Origin of the sequence: Nonomuraea aurantiaca (genome assembly GCF_020215705.1) — a bacterium.
GTDB classification, from domain to species: Bacteria; Actinomycetota; Actinomycetes; order Streptosporangiales; family Streptosporangiaceae; genus Nonomuraea; species Nonomuraea aurantiaca.
This window is the reverse complement of record NZ_JAIWNB010000002.1, coordinates 508,194-526,306: the sequence shown is the minus strand read 5'-3', so window position 1 is coordinate 526,306 and position 18,113 is coordinate 508,194. Positions and strand designations below refer to the sequence as shown.

Annotated in this window: 19 protein-coding genes and 1 pseudogene; 12 read left to right on the top strand and 8 right to left on the bottom strand. The window is 68.4% G+C overall.

Translation table 11 applies throughout. The features are described 5' to 3' along the window. Window positions 1–17: 17 nt before the first annotated feature. The gene (locus LDL49_RS07990; protein WP_225290292.1) at window positions 18–572 is read right to left on the bottom strand and encodes a hypothetical protein; all 555 of its coding nucleotides are present in this window, start codon (window positions 570–572) and stop codon (window positions 18–20) included. Between the two features lie 691 nt (window positions 573–1,263). Here LDL49_RS07990 and LDL49_RS07985 point away from each other — a divergent pair. The 5 genes from LDL49_RS07985 to LDL49_RS07965 all read left to right on the top strand — a co-directional run bounded on the left by LDL49_RS07985 (window position 1,264) and on the right by LDL49_RS07965 (window position 3,925). Next, entirely contained in the window at window positions 1,264–2,112 is an 849-nt protein-coding gene (locus LDL49_RS07985; protein WP_225290291.1) for a helix-turn-helix domain-containing protein, read from the top strand. 161 nt (window positions 2,113–2,273) lie between these two features. After that, window positions 2,274–2,453, top strand: coding sequence for a DUF397 domain-containing protein (locus LDL49_RS07980; protein WP_225290290.1), 180 nt, complete (start codon window positions 2,274–2,276; stop codon window positions 2,451–2,453). A gap of 129 nt (window positions 2,454–2,582) precedes the next feature. Next, on the top strand, window positions 2,583–2,771 hold the full coding sequence (locus LDL49_RS07975) for a DUF397 domain-containing protein (protein WP_225290289.1): 189 nt from the start codon (window positions 2,583–2,585) through the stop codon (window positions 2,769–2,771). A 78-nt stretch (window positions 2,772–2,849) separates the two neighbouring features. Continuing rightward, window positions 2,850–3,269 carry a large conductance mechanosensitive channel protein MscL gene (gene mscL, locus LDL49_RS07970; RefSeq protein WP_225290288.1) on the top strand — a complete coding sequence of 140 codons (420 nt, stop codon included), beginning with the start codon at window positions 2,850–2,852 and terminating at the stop codon, window positions 3,267–3,269. Between the two features lie 80 nt (window positions 3,270–3,349). Beyond that, window positions 3,350–3,925, top strand: a complete 576-nt coding sequence (locus LDL49_RS07965; protein ID WP_225290287.1) for a hypothetical protein — start codon at window positions 3,350–3,352, stop codon at window positions 3,923–3,925. A gap of 27 nt (window positions 3,926–3,952) precedes the next feature. On the opposite strand, the gene LDL49_RS07960 is transcribed toward LDL49_RS07965, so the two are convergent. Next, window positions 3,953–4,864: a threonine ammonia-lyase gene (locus LDL49_RS07960; protein WP_225290286.1), complete on the bottom strand. Its 912-nt coding sequence runs from the start codon at window positions 4,862–4,864 to the stop codon at window positions 3,953–3,955. An 88-nt stretch (window positions 4,865–4,952) separates the two neighbouring features. Here LDL49_RS07960 and pip point away from each other — a divergent pair, with 88 nt between their 5' ends. Beyond that, window positions 4,953–5,924, top strand: a complete 972-nt coding sequence (pip, locus tag LDL49_RS07955) for a prolyl aminopeptidase (RefSeq protein ID WP_225290285.1) — start codon at window positions 4,953–4,955, stop codon at window positions 5,922–5,924. Here the strand turns inward: pip and LDL49_RS07950 are convergent. After that, the gene (locus LDL49_RS07950) at window positions 5,869–6,426 is read right to left on the bottom strand and encodes a phosphatase PAP2 family protein (protein WP_225290284.1); all 558 of its coding nucleotides are present in this window, start codon (window positions 6,424–6,426) and stop codon (window positions 5,869–5,871) included. The two genes, pip and LDL49_RS07950, sit on opposite strands and share 56 nt — an antisense overlap. A gap of 173 nt (window positions 6,427–6,599) precedes the next feature. On the opposite strand from LDL49_RS07950, the gene LDL49_RS07945 reads away from it, so the two are divergent. Then, on the top strand, window positions 6,600–7,394 hold the full coding sequence (locus LDL49_RS07945) for a universal stress protein (protein WP_225290283.1): 795 nt from the start codon (window positions 6,600–6,602) through the stop codon (window positions 7,392–7,394). Between the two features lie 15 nt (window positions 7,395–7,409). Here the strand turns inward: LDL49_RS07945 and LDL49_RS07940 are convergent, their stop codons facing one another. Together LDL49_RS07940 and LDL49_RS07935 are read right to left on the bottom strand one after the other, a co-directional pair. Then, window positions 7,410–8,528 carry a glycosyltransferase gene (locus LDL49_RS07940; RefSeq protein WP_225290282.1) on the bottom strand — a complete coding sequence of 373 codons (1,119 nt, stop codon included), beginning with the start codon at window positions 8,526–8,528 and terminating at the stop codon, window positions 7,410–7,412. After that, entirely contained in the window at window positions 8,525–9,496 is a 972-nt protein-coding gene (locus LDL49_RS07935) for a glucosyl-3-phosphoglycerate synthase (protein ID WP_225290281.1), read from the bottom strand. The genes LDL49_RS07940 and LDL49_RS07935 overlap by 4 nt, the downstream gene beginning before the upstream one ends. Here LDL49_RS07935 and LDL49_RS07930 point away from each other — a divergent pair. Together LDL49_RS07930 and LDL49_RS07925 are read left to right on the top strand one after the other, a co-directional pair. After that, window positions 9,443–10,555 carry a Gfo/Idh/MocA family protein gene (locus LDL49_RS07930; RefSeq protein WP_225290280.1) on the top strand — a complete coding sequence of 371 codons (1,113 nt, stop codon included), beginning with the start codon at window positions 9,443–9,445 and terminating at the stop codon, window positions 10,553–10,555. The two genes, LDL49_RS07935 and LDL49_RS07930, sit on opposite strands and share 54 nt — an antisense overlap. Then, window positions 10,548–11,651: a zinc-dependent alcohol dehydrogenase gene (locus tag LDL49_RS07925; protein ID WP_225290279.1), complete on the top strand. Its 1,104-nt coding sequence runs from the start codon at window positions 10,548–10,550 to the stop codon at window positions 11,649–11,651. Before LDL49_RS07930 ends, LDL49_RS07925 begins: the two co-directional genes overlap by 8 nt. A 9-nt stretch (window positions 11,652–11,660) precedes the next feature. On the opposite strand, the pseudogene LDL49_RS59095 reads toward LDL49_RS07925, so the two are convergent. The 3 genes and pseudogenes from LDL49_RS59095 to LDL49_RS07915 form a co-directional block, all read right to left on the bottom strand. Then, window positions 11,661–12,839: pseudogene (locus LDL49_RS59095) on the bottom strand (MGH1-like glycoside hydrolase domain-containing protein); the annotation flags it as partial. Then, window positions 12,836–13,621 carry a sugar phosphate isomerase/epimerase family protein gene (locus tag LDL49_RS07920; RefSeq protein ID WP_225290278.1) on the bottom strand — a complete coding sequence of 262 codons (786 nt, stop codon included), beginning with the start codon at window positions 13,619–13,621 and terminating at the stop codon, window positions 12,836–12,838. The pseudogene LDL49_RS59095 and the gene LDL49_RS07920, both read right to left, overlap by 4 nt. Then, the gene (locus LDL49_RS07915) at window positions 13,618–14,682 is read right to left on the bottom strand and encodes a zinc-binding dehydrogenase (RefSeq protein WP_225290277.1); all 1,065 of its coding nucleotides are present in this window, start codon (window positions 14,680–14,682) and stop codon (window positions 13,618–13,620) included. The genes LDL49_RS07920 and LDL49_RS07915 overlap by 4 nt, the downstream gene beginning before the upstream one ends. A 318-nt stretch (window positions 14,683–15,000) precedes the next feature. Here LDL49_RS07915 and LDL49_RS07910 point away from each other — a divergent pair, with 318 nt between their 5' ends. Genes LDL49_RS07910 through LDL49_RS07900 form a run of 3 tightly spaced genes read left to right on the top strand, consistent with a single transcriptional unit; the run spans window position 15,001 to window position 18,111 of the window. Then, window positions 15,001–16,362 (top strand): ABC transporter substrate-binding protein, encoded by a 1,362-nt coding sequence (locus LDL49_RS07910; RefSeq protein WP_225290276.1) that lies wholly within the window; start codon window positions 15,001–15,003, stop codon window positions 16,360–16,362. Continuing rightward, the gene (locus LDL49_RS07905; RefSeq protein WP_225290275.1) at window positions 16,359–17,279 is read left to right on the top strand and encodes a carbohydrate ABC transporter permease; all 921 of its coding nucleotides are present in this window, start codon (window positions 16,359–16,361) and stop codon (window positions 17,277–17,279) included. The genes LDL49_RS07910 and LDL49_RS07905 overlap by 4 nt, the downstream gene beginning before the upstream one ends. Beyond that, window positions 17,266–18,111 carry a carbohydrate ABC transporter permease gene (locus LDL49_RS07900; protein WP_225290274.1) on the top strand — a complete coding sequence of 282 codons (846 nt, stop codon included), beginning with the start codon at window positions 17,266–17,268 and terminating at the stop codon, window positions 18,109–18,111. The genes LDL49_RS07905 and LDL49_RS07900 overlap by 14 nt, the downstream gene beginning before the upstream one ends. The last annotated feature ends 2 nt before the right edge of the window (window positions 18,112–18,113 follow it).

Sequence of the window (18,113 nt, the reverse complement as noted above, 5' to 3'; positions counted from 1 at the left end):
TCAGGAGCGACCCACGTTCACAGCATGCCTCGGGCATGCCGCGCCTTCTCGGGCAGGGTTCGGAAGGAACGGCCCCGCCGGATGACTTCGAGCAGCACCCAGTGCGGACTGCCGGCGTGCGGCCGGACGACCACCTCGGTGGCCCAGCAGGCGGCCGCGATGACCTCACGACCCTGGTCGATGGCGGCAGGCGTGGTCCCGGCCCGGCACCACAGCCAGACGCGCTCCCCGAACGGCGCCGGCGCGCACCACACGATGACCGGGATCTTGCCTCTCCTGTTGACGACGTACGCCTCGACGAGTCCCACGCGGATCCGGTGCGCGGTGACCACGCACCGGATCCGCCCCCACGCCCCTGACCGCGCGGGCGGCCAGAGGACGATCACGGCGGGCACGGCTACGACCGCCAGGGAGATGGGGCAGAACGAGGCCACGATCAGGTACGCGAGGAGTGGCAGGCAGATGACCGTCGCGACCTCATACCGCCACCACCAGAGCACGACCAAGGGATTCGGCCGTGATATGGGGGTGGTGGCACGGTTCAGCTCGTCGAGCAGACCAAGGCTCATCATCGCCGCGTTCTTCCCGACCCCAGGCAGTCGCCGCAGACTCGAGATCGGCTCTCGCCCTCACCAGCGCAGGCAGCGCAGCAGACGTAGTGGTCGAAGGCGGCATTGCGGTAGACCCTCACGAGGGGCACGGGTCGTCGCACCTGCCAACCCTGAGCCCTGGCCCTGGCGTCCAGCCCGGCGAACGCCCAGGCGTCAAGGACGCCGAGCAAGGTATCCATCGTTCGCCGGACGGGATTACGCTCCGTCCTAATGACGGCTCTGTTGCTAAGATACATGGTGGATCGTCCTTTTGCTCTGACAGCAGCGGGTGATCGTGCGGCTGGGCCGGTGCGGCTACACCGGTCCAGCTTCGTCGTGAGCCCCCTCCTCTCGGACCGGGCAAAACCACTCTCATCCGACCATTGCCCCTTCCTTCGCTTCTTTCGTGATATACCCCATTCTTTGCCATCGCCATGTGCATATGGCAATTGCCAATGAAGCGTGACAGTGACGCTTGCCTTACTAAAATGCCATTAGCAACGTCCGAACCGTAGGATCTTGGTACGAGGGCACGCAGGAGGCGAGGTGATGAGCCGGCCTCATGGAAGCCGAGCTTCTTAGGCAGGGCCCTCAGTTTGCTGAGCCTTTTGTGTGACGTCCGATGTCTCCTCGATAGTGATCGCTTTCTGCGCCGGCAGGTGGGCGGAGGATCATGGCAAACCCGACTCTGCGCCAAAGACAGCTGGCCAAACGGTTGCGCGAGTTGCGCCACCAGACCAGCATGAGCATCGCCGATGTAGCCGGACACCTACTTTGCTCTCCAGCCAAGATCAGCCGTATCGAGACCGCTCAACGGCGAGCAAGCCTGCGCGACGTCCGCGACCTGTGCAATCTCTACGGCGTATCCAACGCGACCGAGCTGATGGAGCTTGCCCGTGGTGCGCGCGAGCAGGCCTGGTGGCAGCAGGGAGAAGGCATTGACGTTGAGCCGGTGATCGGCTTGGAGAACGAGGCGATCAAGATCTCCGAATACGAGACGACCACCATTCCGGGCCTGCTCCAGACGGACGCCTATGCCAGGGCCGTGATCAAAGGCTTCGTTCCGCTGATCGATAACGCCCTTCTCCAGCGGCAGGTTGAGATCCGCATGAAGCGACAGGACCTGCTGCACCGGGTTGGGGCTCCACGCTACTGGGTACTGCTCGACGAGTCCGCGCTCCACCGCCATATCGGCGGCCCGAACGTCATGAAGGAGCAGTTGGAGCGCCTGGGCGAAGCGGCCGAGCTACCGCATGTCACGATCCAGGTGCTTCCCTTTACGGTGGGCGCGCATATGGGCTTCGACAGTGCGTTCATGCTGCTGGAGTTCGACGAGGGGGCACACCTTTCGGACACCGTCTTCATGGAGACGATCGCCGGACACCTCTTTCAGGAGAAGCCCAGCCAGTTGCTTCGATTCCGAGAAGTCCTCGACCACCTTCGCGCGATGGCGCTCCCTCCCCCAGAGTCCTCCAAGCTCATAAACACCCAAGCACGATACTTTGCCTCTCAATCGGGTTGAACTCGACAAAACGCCACTGGCAATTGCCGCTGTCACGTACCATGAAGGCAACGCAGGCAACGCTAGAAGGCCATGCGCTGCTGATCTTCGGCATCCCACCATCGCCTACCTATTCCCCCTGCGAAGCCCCGTAAATGGGGTGTCAACATCCATCGGGAGGCATGATGACAAGCGAGTGGAAGACCTCTTCGCACTGCAACAACGGCAGCTGCGTCGGAGTGGCCCTACTTCCCGGCGATCACATCGGAGTGCGCGACACGAAGCTGCAGGACAGCCCCATCCTGAAATTCACTGGTGAAGAGTGGCTGAACTTCACCGACAGGATCAAGCGGACGAGCTGACCTGCGAGGCACCAGCAACGGAAATGCATTCTCTTTTAACCCATTTGACTCAATAGTCAAATATGCCCGGATTGGCGAGTTAGGATAGCCTGATACCGCGTCCGTTGGCGATCTTGCAGGTGATGCCGCATGAGCCCTCCCAAGCAGGCGACTTGGTACTCGTGCAACAACGGCAACTGCGTCGAAGTCGCAAACCAAGGCGACAGGGTGCTCGTGCGGGACAGCAAAGCTACAGAAAGTCCCATTCTGTCTTTTACTCGGACAGAATGGGACAGCTTCCGGGAAGCAATCAAAGCCGGAGATTTCGACCACATCTAGCTCCCGCTTCATTCTGGCTATATCTCAGCCTGGCCACGCCAGGTTTGGCGGCCAGCTTGCTGGTCAGTTAGCCCAGCCATGGGCGGTTTCAAGAAGTTCCTGTTACGCGGCAACATCGTCGAGCTGGCGATCGCGGTGATCGTCGGGGCGACCTTCAGCGGACTCGTGCAAGCGCTGGTCGTCGACCTGGTCACCCCGCTGATCGGGGCGGTCACCGGGGGGAGGCAGCCGAACTTCGCCGAATACTCCTTCACCGTCAACGGGAGCCAGTTCAAGTACGGCGACTTCCTCAACCACCTGCTCACCTTCCTGATCATCGCGGCGGTGGTCTACTGGCTGATCGTGCTGCCGATGAACCGGCTGACCACCCTGTTCGACAGACACGAGGCCGCGACGACCCGGCAGTGCCCGGAATGTCTGAGTGACATCCCCCTCGAGGCGCGCCGATGCGCTCACTGCACGGCCGAGCTGGTTCCGGAGTCCGAGAAGCCGCGCTAGACGCGGTCATGAAGGTGGGCGTTCCCGCTTGTGCGGGGGTGAGTGCCACCAACTGCTGCTCAATCCGACAAGATGAACGGGTGAGCGTTGAGTTGATGGTCTGGGACGAGTCCGCGCCGATCAGCAGGGATCAGGCGCGGGCCGCCTACCTGGCGGTCAAGAAGACCGAACCCGTCGCGGGCGAGGTGCCTGAGGTGGCCAAGGAGCTGCCCGGCGTGGTCACGGTCTATCCGGGACATGTGCTGGTGACGATGGACCTCGACACCATGGACGAGATGTCGGCCCAGGTGTTCACCGTCGCGCGGGCCCATGGGCTCGTCTGCTACGACCCGCAGCGCGATCTCGTGCACAACGTAGCGCCGCTCGGCGTCTACGAGGGCATGCAGCTCCACACCGGTGACGGGATGATCGTCCACGATCCGGACCTCGGGCTGGTGCACGACGTGCTGGCCACCATGTCGCCGCAGAACCCGTTCGTCACGCTGGTGAACTTCGGGCGCCACTTCATCCAGGTCTCCCCCGGCTACGAGCTGGAGTACAAGGAGGAGGCGCTGGCGCGGACGATGGTGGCCGAGCTGGCGGAGGTGCAGCGGGCTTTCCAGGAGTACGCCACCGGAGACCGGTCGTTCCTCGCCCGCCATGAGTGGACTTCCTAGACGACCTCGCCCGCCACGAGTGGACTCCTAGATCACCTGGCGCAACAGGTCCGGGTTGACGTTGCCGCCGGACAGCACCAGGACCGTCCGGCCCTCGGGGACGCGGCCCGACAGGTAGGCCGCCGTCGTGACCGCCCCGCTCGGCTCGGCCACCAGGCGGGCCGAGCGGGCCAGGTCGCCCATGGCGTGGCGGATCTCGTCCTCCGACACGGTGACGATGCCGTCGAGGTGCTCCCGCAGGTGCGCGAACGTCAGCTCCGACAGATCGGCCCGCAACCCGTCGGCGATCGTACGGAAGGTCCGGGCCGGCTCCCAGGACACCACGCGGCCGGCCGCCAGGCTCTCGGCCGCGTCGGCGGCGAGCTCGGGTTCGACGCCCAGCACGGTCGCCTCCGGCCGCAGCGCCTTGACGGCCGCGGCGATGCCCGAGGCGAGCCCGCCGCCGCTGACCGGCACCACCACCACCTCGACGTCGGGCAGGTCCGCGACGATCTCCAGCCCGATGGTGCCCTGCCCGGCGATCACCGCCGGATGGTCGTACGGCGGGACCATGGTGAGCTCCCGCTCCTCGGCCAGCTTGAGGGCCGCGACGATCCGCTGCTCGGGCGGTACGACGACCAGCTCGGCGCCGTGCCCCTTGATCGCCGCCGCCTTGACCTCGGGCGTCCCCTCGGGCACCACGACGACGCACGGCACTCCGAACTGCTTGGCCGCGTACGCCAGCGCCTGGCCGTGATTGCCGGAGGAGTGGGTGACGACCCCGTCGGGCCGCAGCGACGCGACGGCGTTGTAGGCACCACGGATCTTGAACGACCCGACCCGCTGCAGGCTCTCCGGCTTGACCCAGACCTCCCCCATGGGCACCAGCGGGGTCCGCACCGCGACCGGCTTGATGCGCTGAGCCGCGTCCCGGATGTCATCAATCGTCACCAGCTCCATACGCTCACCCTAATCTTCGGTGATCGGCACCAGGCGAGAGCAGGCCCCATCGGCTAAGTTCCGGAAAGAATCAACCACAGGAGCGCGCATGAGAACCCTGTATCCCGCCATCGAGCCCTACGACTCGGGCCTGCTCGACGTGGGCGACGGTAACCAGATCTACTGGGAGGTCTGCGGCAACCCGGACGGCAAGCCCGCCGTCATGCTCCACGGCGGCCCCGGCGGCGGGTGCAGCGCCAAGCACCGCCGCCAGTGGAACCCGGAGGCGTATCGCATCGTCCTGTTCGACCAGCGCAACTGCGGTCGTAGCCTGCCGCATGCCAGCGACCCGGGCGTCTCGCTGGAGGCCAACACCACCTGGCATCTGGTCGCCGACATGGAACGGCTGCGCGAGCACCTGGGCATCGACAGGTGGCAGGTGTTCGGCGGGTCGTGGGGCAGCTCGCTGGCCCTGGCGTACGCGCAGACGCATCCGGACAGGACCACCGAGCTGGTGCTGCGCGGCATCTTCACCCTCCGCCCCGAGGAACTGGGCTGGTTCTACCAGGAGGGCACGTCCCGGCTCTTCCCCGACCTGTGGGAGTCGTTCGTCGCGCCGATCCCCGTCGAGGAGCGCGGCGATCTGATCGCCGCCTTCCGCGCCCGGCTGGAGGGCGACGATCCCGAGGCGCGGCTGGCCGCGGCCAAGGCGTGGGCGCGGTGGGAGGGCGGCACGGTCACGTTGCGGCCCGATCCCGAGCTGGTCGCCGAGTTCGGCGAGGAGAAGATGGCGCTGGCGTTCGCGCGGATCGAGAACCACTACTTCACGCATCTGGGCTGGTTCGAAGCCGGGCAGCTGATCGCGAACGTGGACCGCGTCCGCCACATCCCCGCCGTCATCGTGCAGGGCCGCTACGACGTGTGCACGCCCATGGCCACCGCCTGGGACCTGCACAGGGCGTGGCCGGAGGCGCGGTTCGAGGTGGTGGACGACGCCGGGCACGCCGCCACCGAGCCGGGCATCGTCAGTCGGCTCGTTGCGGCGACAGACGGCTTCGCGCCAGCCGTACCATCGGCGTGACGGCCCCCACCAGCAGCAGCGTGAACAGCGGAGCCAGCGCCAAGCCGATGAGGAAACCCGCGGCGACGTCGTGCGGGTAGTGCACGCCGACGAACACCCGCGAGAACGCCATGACCGCCGCCAGCGGGAGCACCACCCAGGCCAGAGCGCGCCAGGCCAGGATGAGCGCCCCGGCGGCGCCGGCGGCGATGACGGAGTGGTTGCTCGGGAACGACCAGTCGCTCGGGGGCGGGCATTCGGCGATCGTCGGGATCCCGCCCCGGCACGGCCGGTCCTCCCTGACGAAGGTCTTCACGACCTCGCTGAGGACGTACGCGCACACCACACCGGCGGGTCCGGCGATCGTGATGGCCAGCTCGCGCGCCGGCGCGTTCCTCGCCCGCCACCAGCACAACGCGAACAGCGCCGCGAAGAGGAACAGCCCGGCGTCGGTGCCCTCCTCGGCGAGAACGTGCAGCCACGCGGGCGTGGAGAGGGCGAAGTCGACGATGTCGCGGTACAACAGGTGTCCAATCCGTGAACGGGCAATGGACATAACCCTACGAACGATCACCACTCGCCGCCTCCCCCTAAAGGCCAAAGGTCCGGAAGATCGCCCGACCTTGAGCCGAAGGCCCTCGGGAGAGGTCCGGCAGGCTCGCGTGGTCCCAGTTGGGAGCGGGTAGGGAGGTAGTCGTGATCGGAGAGCACGTGGTCGTCGGCTATACCGGCGAGTCAGGGGGACGCGACGCTCTCGCCCTGGGTGCCGCGATCACCCGAGTCACCGGTGGCGAGCTCACGGTGGCCGCCATCTACCCGCCGGGCAGCCCGGGGTTGGCGGTCGAGGCGCAGGCCGGCCTGGCGCACGCGGCGGAGGAGCTCGGCGGGGTGCCGGCCGAGTACATCGCGTTCGAGAGCAGAGGCGCGGGTCGCGGGCTGTCGGTGCTGGCCGGCCGGATCAAGGCCGATCTGATCGTGGTCGGCTCGGCGGGCGGCGGGCAGGCCGGGCGCATCTCGATCGGGGCGACGTCCGACAGCCTGCTCCACCTGTCGTCCGAGGCGGTGATGCTGACGCCCGCCGGCTACCGGGCGCCGGCCGAGCCCTCGCGGCTGACGCTCGCCTACGTCCACCGCCCGCAGTGTGACGAGGCCGTCGAGCGGGTCGCGCAGGCCGCGCTCCGGCTCGGCGTGCCGCTCCGGCTCATCACGCTCGACCTGCGTACGGACGATCCGGGCCGGCTCGGGGACGACCTGGCGCTGGCCGTACGACTGGCATGGGAGTCGAGCGGGATCGAGGCCGAGACGGAGATCGCCGAGGGGCACGACGTGACCGCGGCGCTGGAGGCGATTGAGTGGCTGTCGGGCGAGCTGCTGGTCTGCGCGGCCAGCGAGGACGCGCAGCCGCACCGGGTGTTCCTCGGGGAGCTGGCGATGAAGGTGCTGCGGGCGTCGTCGTGCCCCGTCACCGTGCTGCCGCGCGGGTTCTCCTGACCCCTGCGCACCTCCTTACCTCCGCGCGCGGACCTCCTCGTAAAGCTCCAGGTAGCGCTCGGCCATGACGGCCGGTGAGAAGCGGCGGCGGGCCTCCCTGCGGCACTCCTCGGGGTCGATCTCCTCCACCCGCAGCACCCACTCGGCCAGCTCCTCCTCGGTATCGGCGAGGAACCCGGTCCGGCCGTGGTCGATGATCTCGGGCAGGCAGCCGCGGCGCAGCCCCACCGGCGGCACGCCCAGGGCGAGGGCCTCGACGACGGCGGTGCCGCCGGGCTCGTCCCACTGGATGGGGAACAGCGCGGCGCGGGCCGAGGCGTAAAGGTGGTCGCGGGTCTCGCCCCCCACGGAGCCGACCCATCTGACCAGGTCGCCGTCGAGGTAGGGGGTGACCGCGTGCACGTGGTAGCGGACGTCGGGGTGGCCGTTCAGCGGATGGTCCGGGTCCTGGGCGACGGCGTCCAGCTCGGCGGGGGTGTTCAGGCCGCTCACCGGGCCCGCGAGGACCAGCGGGAGGCCGAGCTTCTGGCAGAGCCTGGCGGCCACGTGTGTGCCCTTGAGCCCGCAGACGCGGCCCATCGCGATGAGGTGCTCGCCGCGTTCGGCACGCACGTCGCGGTCGGCGAGCGGGGTGGCCAGGTGGATGGCGCCGAGCGAGGCGGCGCGCAGCGCGTCGGGCGCGCGGGCGAGCTGGGAGTTCGAGACGCCGTTGACCGCGATCGACCGCGGGAAGGCCCCGTAGAAGGCGGGGTGCTTGCGCAGGTCCCAGTGCAGGGTGTGCAGGACCGGCGGGCCGCCGAGCGCGGACAGCACGGCCGGGCCGACCACCTCAAGGTGGTCGTGGACGAGGTCGAGGTCGTCGCGGCGGCCGATTTCGAGCGCCACGCGGGCCTGGTGCGCGTGCGCGAGGCCCATCACCTGGTTGTACGGCTTCTGCAGCTCGGCGAACTGGCCCTCGTCGAAGACGCTGATCAGCTCGTCCACCTCGAGCGTGCTCGATCCCACGGAGGCCAGGACCACCCGCACCCCGCGCTCGCGCAGGGCGGGGACCAGCGTGGCCACCACGTTCTCGATCCCGCCGTAACCCGGGGGCGGCACCCGCAGCCAGGGGCCGGCGTTCACCAGGACGTTCATGCCACGTCCTCGACGGCGAGGGAGGCCAGCGGCGGGCGCTCCGCCACGGACATGTCCACCAGGTCGACCTGCCCGTCCAGCCCGAACTGCAGCAGCCGGTGGTCGGGGGACGTGGCGGACAGCACGCGGCCCTGGCGCTCCAGCCGCGACCACGCGGTGAGCATGATCTGGCCGGCCATCCGGCCGAGGGCGGGCATGGCCTGGTGCCCGTGCGCCCGCACGCCCAGGTCCACCTGGGCCATCGCGTCCAGCCCGACCAGCTCCAGGAGGTCCACCAGCAGCCCGAACTCCACCCCGTACTCGGTGACGAACGGGACCCGTTCCAGCGCCTCGCGGCGGGCGGCGTACTCCCCACCGAGCGGCTGGACGAAACCGGCCAGCTCCGGCCAGAACATGTTGATCAGCGGCCTGGCGACCAGCTCGGTCACCCGCCCGCCCCCGCCGCGCCACACCGCCCCGTCCGCGCCGGTGAAGGGCCGCTCGTAGGCGGCCTTGACGAACTGGATGGAGTTGTCGGCGAGCAGCGGCCCGAGCAACCCGGAGACGAAGTGCGAGCCGAAATTACGCAGGTCGGCGTCCACGAACACGATCAGATCCCCGCTGGAGGCCGCCAGCCCCTTCCACAGCGCCTCTCCCTTGCCGCTCAGCGGCGGCAGATGCGAGAGAACGGCGCTCTGCGCCACCACCCGGGCCCCCGCCGCGGCCGCTCTGGCGGCGGTCGCGTCGGTGGAGTTCGAATCGACCACGATGATCTCGTCCACGAGCGGCACCCGCTCGACGAGGTCTCGACGGAGCACGGTGACGATCTCGCCGACCGTCCGCTCCTCGTCGCGAGCGGGCAAGATGACGCTGATCGTCGTCCGTCCCTTGGCCCGGAGAAGCGCCTCTACCGGCCACTCGGCTGCGACGCTCGAGTGGGGTCCGTACCAGTCCTGGACCCTGGCCAAGGCGCGCAGATCTGTCTCCATACGGTTAGCCCCGATCTCATCTGGTCAGGTTGGCGACATCTGCCCCGACGATGCATCTTCGAACATGTTTGTTTCATTCTCCGTAAATGTGGGATAAGCCGGTCTGTGTTCCCCATCACGCGGGTCGGCATCATCGGTGCCGGAAATGTCGCCGCTCGCCACGCGGATGTCCTGTCCGGTTTCTCCGACGTGGTGATCGCGGGAATCGCCGACACAGATCCCCGAAGGGCCGGGGCTCTGGCCGCACGGCACGGCTCCCCTGCCTACCACAGCCATGCCGACCTTCTGGATGCCGGCGGTTTGGACGCGGTCTATGTCTGTGTGCCTCCTTTTGCGCACGGTAACCCGGAAAAGGAGGTTCTAGCATGCAATCTGCCGATTTTTGTAGAAAAGCCGCTTTCACTTGACCTCACGACAGCGGAAAAGATCGCCGATGAAATCGATCGCCGGGGCCTGCCCTCGGCCGTCGGACACCATTGGCGTTACCTGGACATCGTTGACCAGGCACGCGAAGTACTGGGCGACCGTCCGGTACGGCTGGCGCTGGGCCACTGGCTGGACAAGGTGCCCCCGGTCGGCTGGTGGCTGAAGCCTGAAATGTCGGGCGGCCAGCTGGTCGAGCAGGCCATCCACGTCCTCGACCTGGCCAGAGTCCTGGTGGGCGAGGTGACGATGGTGCATGCCGTACCGGCCGACAACGACACGGACGGCGAGGTCGACCGGGCCACGGCGGCGGTGCTGCGGTTCGCGGGCGGCGCGGCGGGGCTGCTCGCCGCGACCAGCCTGCTGGCGCGCAAGCACCGGGCGGGGCTGGAGGTGCATGCCGAGGGCGTCTCGCTCGACCTGAGCGAGGACCGGCTGCTGGTGGACGGCGAGACCACGGTGCAGGACGGCGGCGCGGCGAAGGTACGGGTGGATCGGACCTTCATCGACGCCGTACAGGGCAAGGAGGCCGATGTGCGCGTGCCGTACCGGGAGGCGCTGAAGACCCACCGGCTCGCGCTCGCCCTGGCGCGGTCCGCGGCGTCACGGAAGCCGGTGACGACGCTCGATGGGTGAGGTGCTGAGCATAGAGGCGCCTGGCGAGGTCAGGCTGGTCGAGGAGAAGCTCGGCGCCGTGCCCGAGGGCGGGTTCCGGGTGGTCACCACGCACAGCGGGATCTCGGCGGGCACCGAGCTCACCTACGTCAAGGGCAGCAACCCTTACCTGGCCGCGACCTGGGATCCGGCGCTCGGGCTGTTCGCCGAGGGCACCCCGTCGATCGGCTATCCGGTGCGCGGCATCGGGTACATGCAGGTGGGCCGGGTGGTCGAGACGCGCACCCGGGCGGTGCGCGAGGGCGCGCTGGTCGCGATGGCCTACGGGCACCGCACCGGTTACGTGGCCGACCCGATGAACGACCGGTTCGTGGAGCTGCCCGGCGACCTCGACCCGATGCTCGGCGTCTTCGTCGCCCACATGGGGCCGATCTGCGCGAACGGGCTGCTGCACGCGGCCACCGACCTGCACGGATCCGGTGTCGCGGACCTCGGCGACGGGGTACGCGGGCGGCGCGTGGCCGTCGTCGGCGCGGGCGTGGTCGGCCTGCTGACCGCCTCCTTCGCCATCGCGTACGGTGCGGCGGAGGTCGTGGTCGTGGACGAGACCCCGGCCAGGCTGGACATCGCCGAGGCGCTCGGCGCCGGGACCCTGGCCGTCGGCGAGGACCCGGCCGTCGAGCTGAAGCGACGCTGGCGGCACGCGCCGAGCGACCGCGGCGCCGACGTGGTCTTCCAGTGCCGTGGCAGGCCCCGCGCCCTCGCACTGGCGCTGAAGCTGCTCAGGCCGCAGGGCACGGTGATCGACCTGGCCTTCTACACCGACGGCGCCGACGAGGTGCGGCTGGGTGAGGAGTTCCACCACAACGGCCTGTCGCTGCGCTGCGCCCAGATCGGCCGGGTGCCGCGCGGGCTGGCCCACGCCTGGGACCGGGAGCGGCTGTCGTACGAGACGATCGCGCTGCTCAGGCGGCGGGGTGACCTGCTACGCGAGCACCTGATCACCGATGTCGTCGGCTTCGCCGAGGCCCCCCAGCTCCTGGCCGATCTCGCCGCCCGTAGGAGGCATACCGTCCAGGCCGTGCTCCGCGACCACGTCGAGGATGAGCGCAGCTGACCAGCTGAAGTCGCGGCAGCCGTGGCCCTGCAGGGTGAACGGGTCGAAGTACTCGCGGAAGCCGGACTCGGTGACCGCCCTGATCATGCCGTCGGCCAGCGGGGCCGCCAGGTCCGGGCGGCGCTCCCGCAGGCCCTGCCAGACCAGCCAGGTCAGGTTGATCCAGCTCGGCCCGCGCCAGTAACGCGCCGGGTCGAACTCCGGCGCGGCGGGCGCGAAGCTGGGCAGCACGCCGTCCTTCAGCCCGAACCGGTCCAGCGCCGTGCCGATCAGCGCGTTGACGAGGTCGCGCGGCAGGTCGGGCAGCATGAGCGGCACCAGCCCGGCGGCGCTGTTGGAGCGGATCGGGCAGCCGGTGAGCACGTCGCGGGCATGGAACAGGCCGTCGTCGTAGAGGTGCTCGACCATGGCCGCGGTGACCGCGGCGGCCTCGCGCAGGTGCGGCTCCGGGTCGCCGCCGCACACCTTCGCGATCTCCGCCAGCGTCAGCTCCGCCACGCCGTACGCGGCGTTGAACAGCGGGTCCTCGACGCAGAACGCGCCGGCCCGGCGGTAGCCGGTGTCGCGGTAGTCGCGGGCGAGTGCGATGTAGCGCTCGTAGTCCAGGTCGGTGGGCCGCTCGTCGGCGCTGACGGTGTCCAGATCCCGGCGCTCGACCGCGACGGTCCCCGCGTCGACGGCGGCCAGCGGAACGTCCCAGGCCGGGCTGTTGTCCATGCCCGACTCCCACGGGTGCACGATCGAGATCAGCCCCTCGGGAGAGCGCCGCGCGTTGCGCAGGTATTGCTGCTGCGCCACCAGCCGGGGATAGAGCCGGCGCAGGAAGGTCGGGTCCGGCTCGGCCAGGTACACCCGCCAGGCGGCCAGGGCGTGCACCGGCGGCTGCACGATGCCGGAGGTCGCCGAGCCGGACGGGGCCCGTGACTGCCAGAACTCGGGGCCGGGGAAGTAGGCGCCCTCGGGCACCCTGGGATTGAACGCGATGTGCGGCACCCTGCCGTCGCGCCACTGCGAACCGAACAGGGCCAGCAGCTCCGACCTGGCCCGGCGCGGGGACCAGCGGGCGTTGCCGATCGCGACGAAGGCGGAGTCCCAGCTCCACTGATGCGGGTAGAGACGCCGTGAGGGAACCGTGTAGCTGCCGTCCCAGTTGGCCACCAGCACCCGCACGGCGTCGCGGAGGATCATAGGAACTTCCTGATGAACGCGGCCGTCTGCGGCAGGACGATCTCCGGCTCACCGCGCAGGCGGCATTCGAGCGCCAGATAGCCGTCATAGCCGAGGGCGTCGAGCGTGGCCAGCTGCGCGCCCCAGTCGAGATGACCGGTCCCGGGCTCGTTCCGGTTGGACTCGCTGATCTGCATGTGCGCGAGGTAGGGGGCCGCCTCGATCAGCGAGCGGCAGGGATCGTCCTCCTCGATGTTCATGTGATAGGTGTCGCCGACGACCTTGATGGAGTCCATCGAGCAGTACGACACCGCGTCTGCGAGCGTGTTGACCATGTGGTTCTCGTAGCGGTTGAGCGGCTCCAGCATGATCAGCACGCCGTTGCGCTGCGCGTGCTCGCCGAGCACCCCCAGCGCCTCGGTGAGCACCTCGCGGTCCTCCTCCGCGCTGCGCGGCGGCTCGAACGGCGGCAGCCTGCGCGAGAACTGTCCCCAGGAGGCGGGCGTCATCACCCCGATGCCGCCGAGCTCGGCGATGACCGTGAGCTGCGATCTGAGCTGCTGGATCGCGTCCGTGCGCTTGGCGGGGTCGAAGTCGCCGATGAAGTGCGGCATGTCCACGCACACCGTCGGCATGACCACGCCGTCGGCCAGCGCCCGCTTGAGCTCGGTCAGGCGGTTGGCGAAGTGGAAGTCCCCCTTGCCGCGCAGCTCGATCGCGTCGAACCCGGCCTCGGTCGCGAACGCGAACTTCTCCTGCAGGGAACGGCCGGGCAGCAACTGCTCCTGTGCCGCGAGCTTCACTGTGACTCCTCCTTTGACGCCTCTTGCGGTGTCTCCCCCTCGAAGGCGAAGACGAGCTGGAGCACCTCGGACGGGTGCTGGTCGAGCAGGTCGAAGGCCTCCGGGGCGCTGCCGACGGGCACGACGTGGCTGATGAGGCCGGACACGTCCACCTCGCCCGTGTGGACGAGATCCATGAACGTGCGCTGCAGGCGTTCGACGTCCCAGCGGTGGGCGAGCCAGGAGGCGACGCCGCCGATCTGGGAGGAGACGAGCTGCACCTGGTTGTGGTGGAACTCCTCGCCCAGCCGCAGCCCCATGCCTTCGCCCTGGTAGAAGCCGCCGGCCACGACCCTGCCCCCCTTGCGGACGGTCCTGATCGCCTCGTGCAGGCCCAGGTTGCTGCCGCTCAGCTCGATGGCGGTGTCGGCGCCCTCGATCCGCTTGCGGACGAACTCGGCCACGGAGCCGGAGGCGATGTCGAACGTCTCTGCCGCGCCGTAACGCCTGGCCAGTTCGAGACGGGCGGGGAGGGCGTCGGCGGCCACCACCCGGGCGCCGCTCAGCACGGCGAGGCGAGTGGCCAGCAGGCCGATGACGCCCTGCCCGAAGATCGCGACCTGGTCGCCCAGGTGCACGTCAGCGGCGTGCACGGCGTTGAGCGCGATCGCGCCCACCCGGGCGAAGACGCCGCTCAGCGGATCGGCGTCCGGCGGCAGCACGTGGCCGACCAGCTTCTCGGCGGGCACCACGGCCTCGGCCCGGTGCCCCCAGACGCCCCAGACCAGGTGGCCGACCGGCGGATCGGTGACATCGGGCGCCGCCTCCACCACCTCACCGACCTCCTGGTAACCCCAGCCGGTCAGTGGATAGGCATGCGTCTGACCGTCGAGAAACAGCCGCTGCTCTGTGTCCCACTTTCGGGTGAGATAGGGATTGGTGCCGCGATAGGCGGTCAGTTCGGTGCCGGCGGAGACGCCCGAGTAGATCGTGCGGACCCGCACGCAACCCGGTTCAAGCTCGGCGGGCGACTCCAGGCTGACGCGGACACGGCCTGGCTCTTCAAAGGTGATGACGCGCATTCCCCACACTTACGCTTTATGATCAGTCACAACTTAAAGGTTTAGTAGGTGTTTCTATACCATAGTTGCTCTCTAGGCACCCTTAAGTCAAATGACGTCCACCGCTGGCAAGTACCGAATTATGGCTTCTCCCCGACTGTCTTCCGGTAAGCGATCTTACCGACATAACCCGCCTGGAGATCGCTTTCCGTGATCGGCGCGCCAGAAAGCCGGGGACGGAACACGGACGGAGTACGGACAGGTCTCGGAATCGCCTACCTAGTTGCGTCTTCTCGCTCTGGGGTAAGTGCGGCATATCCCCGGACGCAGGAGCGCGCCATGCCGAAGAAGGTAGTCGCCGTTCTCTCCATCGCGCTGCTGGCGGCGGCCTCGACCGCCGCGTGCGGCGATGACAGCAAGAAGGCCGCCAACGAGATCACGGTCTGGACCGAGGAGAACCTCGACGATCGCATGACCGTGCAGAACCAGATCATCGCCGACTTCACCCGGAAGACCGGTATCAAGGTCAAGCTGGTCGGCGTGGCCGAGGACCAGTTCAGCCAGGTGGTCACCTCCGCCGCGGCCGCGGGCGACCTGCCCGACGTGATCGGGGCCCTCCCCCTGGCCTCCATCAGGGAACTGGAGGCCAACGACCTGCTCGACACGGAGACGCCGGGCCAGGTCGTCGAAAGGCTGGGCAGGAGCGGCTTCTCGGCGCGGGCCCTGGAGCTCGACAGCGCCGGCGGGAAGCTGCTGGCCGTACCGAGTGACGCGTGGGCGCAGCTGATCCTCTACCGCAAGGATCTGTTCCAGAAGGCCGGGCTGGAGCGGCCCGACACCTACGAGGCGCTGGAGGCGGCCGCGGCGAAGCTCAACACGGGCGGGGTCGCGGGCATCACGCTGGCCATCGCGCCGAAGGACTCGTTCACGGCGCAGAGCTTCGAGCACGTGGCGCTGGCCAACGGCTGCCAGCTAGTCGACAATTCCGGAAATGTCACCCTTGCCTCCCCGCAGTGCGTAAAAGCGTTCGCGTACTACGCGAAGCTGGCGAAGGACTACTCGGTCAAGGGCAAGCAGGACGTCGACTCCACCAGGGCCACCTACTTCGCCGGCAAGGCGGCGATGACCATCTGGTCGTCGTTCATCCTGGACGAGCTGGCGGGGCTGCGGAACGACGCGAAGCCCAACTGCGCCGAGTGCCGGACCGACCCCGAGTGGCTGGCCGAGAACACCGGCGTGGTCACGGCGCTGAAGGGCCCCGACGGCACGCCCGCCCAGTACGGGGAGATCGTCTCCTGGGCCGTCACCCGGGACGCCGCCAAGGATCCCGCCGCGCAGTTCGTCACGTACATGATGAACGAGGGCTACGAGCGGTGGATCGGGATGGCGCCCGAGGGTAAGTTCCCGATCCGGAAGGGGTTCGAGGACAAGTGGAACAAGCTGCCCGCCGGGGTCGACGCCAAGAAGCCGCTCGCGGACGTCTACCCGGCCGAGGTGCTCGACGCGCTGCGCAAGAGCCCTGACACCTTCGCCCGCTGGGGCATCCCCCAGGGGCAGGGCAAGCTGGTCGGAGCCACGATGGGCGAGTTGCCGGTGCCCAAGGCGCTGAGCGCGGTCGTGGACGGCTCGCTCACCCCGCAGGCCGCGGCGGCGCAGGCCAAGACCGACGTGGAGACCATCAAGCGCGGGATCCGGCAGTGACGGGACGGCGTGGCGGGACACTACGGGAGCAGGAGGGCAGGGCGGGACTGGCGCTGATCTCCCCGACGCTGGTCATCACACTCGTCGTGGTGGTGCTGCCGCTGCTCTGGGCGATCATGCTGGCGTTCCAGGACGCGCGGCTGATCAACATCCGCCGGGTGGGCATCTTCGGGCACTACACGCTGGAGAACTTCGGCTACGTCATGTCCGAGCCGGGATTCTGGACGTCCCTGGTCAACACGCTCGTCTACACGGTGGCGGGCACCGCGCTGTCGATCGCGATCGGGCTGGTGGCCGCCCTGGCGCTGCGCGACCGCTTCCGGGGCCGCACGCTGGTCAGGGCCTCGATCCTGGTGCCGTACGTGGCGCCGGTGGTGGCGGTGGCCTTCCTGTGGGAGACGATGCTGAATCCCCAGTTCGGCATCGTGAACTCCTGGCTGGGCACCCCCATCGCCTTCCTCACCCAGGCCAAGGGCAGCTTTCTCGGCATCCAGGTGCCGGTGGCGCTGCTCACCGTGATCGCGTTCGAGGCGTGGCGGTATTTCCCGTTCGCCTTCCTGTTCATCCTGGCCCGGTTGCAGGCGCTGCCGGCGGAGCTGGACGAGGCGGCCGTGGTCGACGGTGCCACGCCGACGCAGCGCTTCCGGCATGTGATCCTGCCGCAGCTGTGGCGGATCATCGCGCTGCTGTCGGTGCTGCGGTTCGTGTTCACCTTCACCAAGTTCGACGACGTCTACCTGCTCACCGGCGGCGGGGCCGGCACGGAGGTGGTGAGCGTGCGCGTCTACAACTTCCTGACCGCGCGTGACGACATCGGCGCCTCGGCCGCCCAGGCGATCGTGCTGGCGGTCGTCCTGGTCGTGTTCCTGACCCTGTATCTGAGGTTCTTCTCGGGAGGTGAGCGTGACCAGGGATAGATTTGAGCGCGGGTTGTTCCGGGTGCTGAAGCCGCTGGTGATCCTCTTTCTGTTCGTGATCACCGCGTTCCCGTTCTTCTACATGGTGACACTGTCCTTCCGCGACATACAGGAGCTGATCCTGGACCCCGGCTCGATCTGGCCGCGCAGCTTCACCTTCGACACCTACGCCAACGTGCTGACCAGGCAGGGCTTCCTGACCTTCATGCGCAACAGCGCCATCGTGGCGGTCTCCTCGGTGGCGGTCACGCTGTTGATCTCGATCCCGGGCGCGTACGCTGTGGCCAGACTGCGGTTTTTCGGGCGGCGGCAGGTGCATTTCGTGTTCCTGGCCGTGTACCTGTTTCCGGCGATCGTGCTGGCAATCCCGCTGTTCGTGCTCTTCACGATGCTCGGACTTCGCGGATCCTTGCTGGGATTGATCCTGGTTTACATCGCACAAACGGTTCCTGTCACGGTATACATGCTCCGAAATTACTTCGAGACTGTGCCGCAGAGCGTGGAGGAGGCCGCGGCGATCGACGGCTGCACGCGTCTGTCGACCATCTGGCGGGTGGTGCTGCCGCTGTCCAAGCCCGCGCTCATGGCCACCGGCCTCTACGCGTTCATGATCGCCTGGAACGAGTTCCTGTTCGCCCTGCTCTTCCTCGTCGAGAAACGGGAGAGCTGGACGGTCTCGCTGGGGCTCTCCCAGCTCGCGGGCAGTATCGAGATCCCGACGACGGTTCTCATGGCGGGATCGGTGGTTCTGACGCTGCCGATCGTGATCGTGTTCTTCGCCGGCGAGCGGCTCCTGACCGAAGGACTCACGGCGGGGGCGGAGAAGGGATAAAC

Excerpts from the sequence above, each read along its gene's own strand:
- LDL49_RS07990 (WP_225290292.1), bottom strand. The coding sequence starts at position 572 with ATGATGAGCCTTGGTCTGCTCGACGAGCTGAACCGTGCCACCACCCCC.
- LDL49_RS07985 (WP_225290291.1), top strand. The coding sequence starts at position 1,264 with ATGGCAAACCCGACTCTGCGCCAAAGACAGCTGGCCAAACGGTTGCGC.
- LDL49_RS07980 (WP_225290290.1), top strand. The coding sequence starts at position 2,274 with ATGATGACAAGCGAGTGGAAGACCTCTTCGCACTGCAACAACGGCAGC.
- LDL49_RS07975 (WP_225290289.1), top strand. The coding sequence starts at position 2,583 with ATGAGCCCTCCCAAGCAGGCGACTTGGTACTCGTGCAACAACGGCAAC.
- mscL (WP_225290288.1), top strand. The coding sequence starts at position 2,850 with ATGGGCGGTTTCAAGAAGTTCCTGTTACGCGGCAACATCGTCGAGCTG.
- LDL49_RS07960 (WP_225290286.1), bottom strand. The coding sequence starts at position 4,864 with ATGGAGCTGGTGACGATTGATGACATCCGGGACGCGGCTCAGCGCATC.
- pip (WP_225290285.1), top strand. The coding sequence starts at position 4,953 with ATGAGAACCCTGTATCCCGCCATCGAGCCCTACGACTCGGGCCTGCTC.
- LDL49_RS07940 (WP_225290282.1), bottom strand. The coding sequence starts at position 8,528 with ATGAACGTCCTGGTGAACGCCGGCCCCTGGCTGCGGGTGCCGCCCCCG.
- LDL49_RS07935 (WP_225290281.1), bottom strand. The coding sequence starts at position 9,496 with ATGGAGACAGATCTGCGCGCCTTGGCCAGGGTCCAGGACTGGTACGGA.
- LDL49_RS07925 (WP_225290279.1), top strand. The coding sequence starts at position 10,548 with ATGGGTGAGGTGCTGAGCATAGAGGCGCCTGGCGAGGTCAGGCTGGTC.
- LDL49_RS07915 (WP_225290277.1), bottom strand. The coding sequence starts at position 14,682 with ATGCGCGTCATCACCTTTGAAGAGCCAGGCCGTGTCCGCGTCAGCCTG.
- LDL49_RS07910 (WP_225290276.1), top strand. The coding sequence starts at position 15,001 with ATGCCGAAGAAGGTAGTCGCCGTTCTCTCCATCGCGCTGCTGGCGGCG.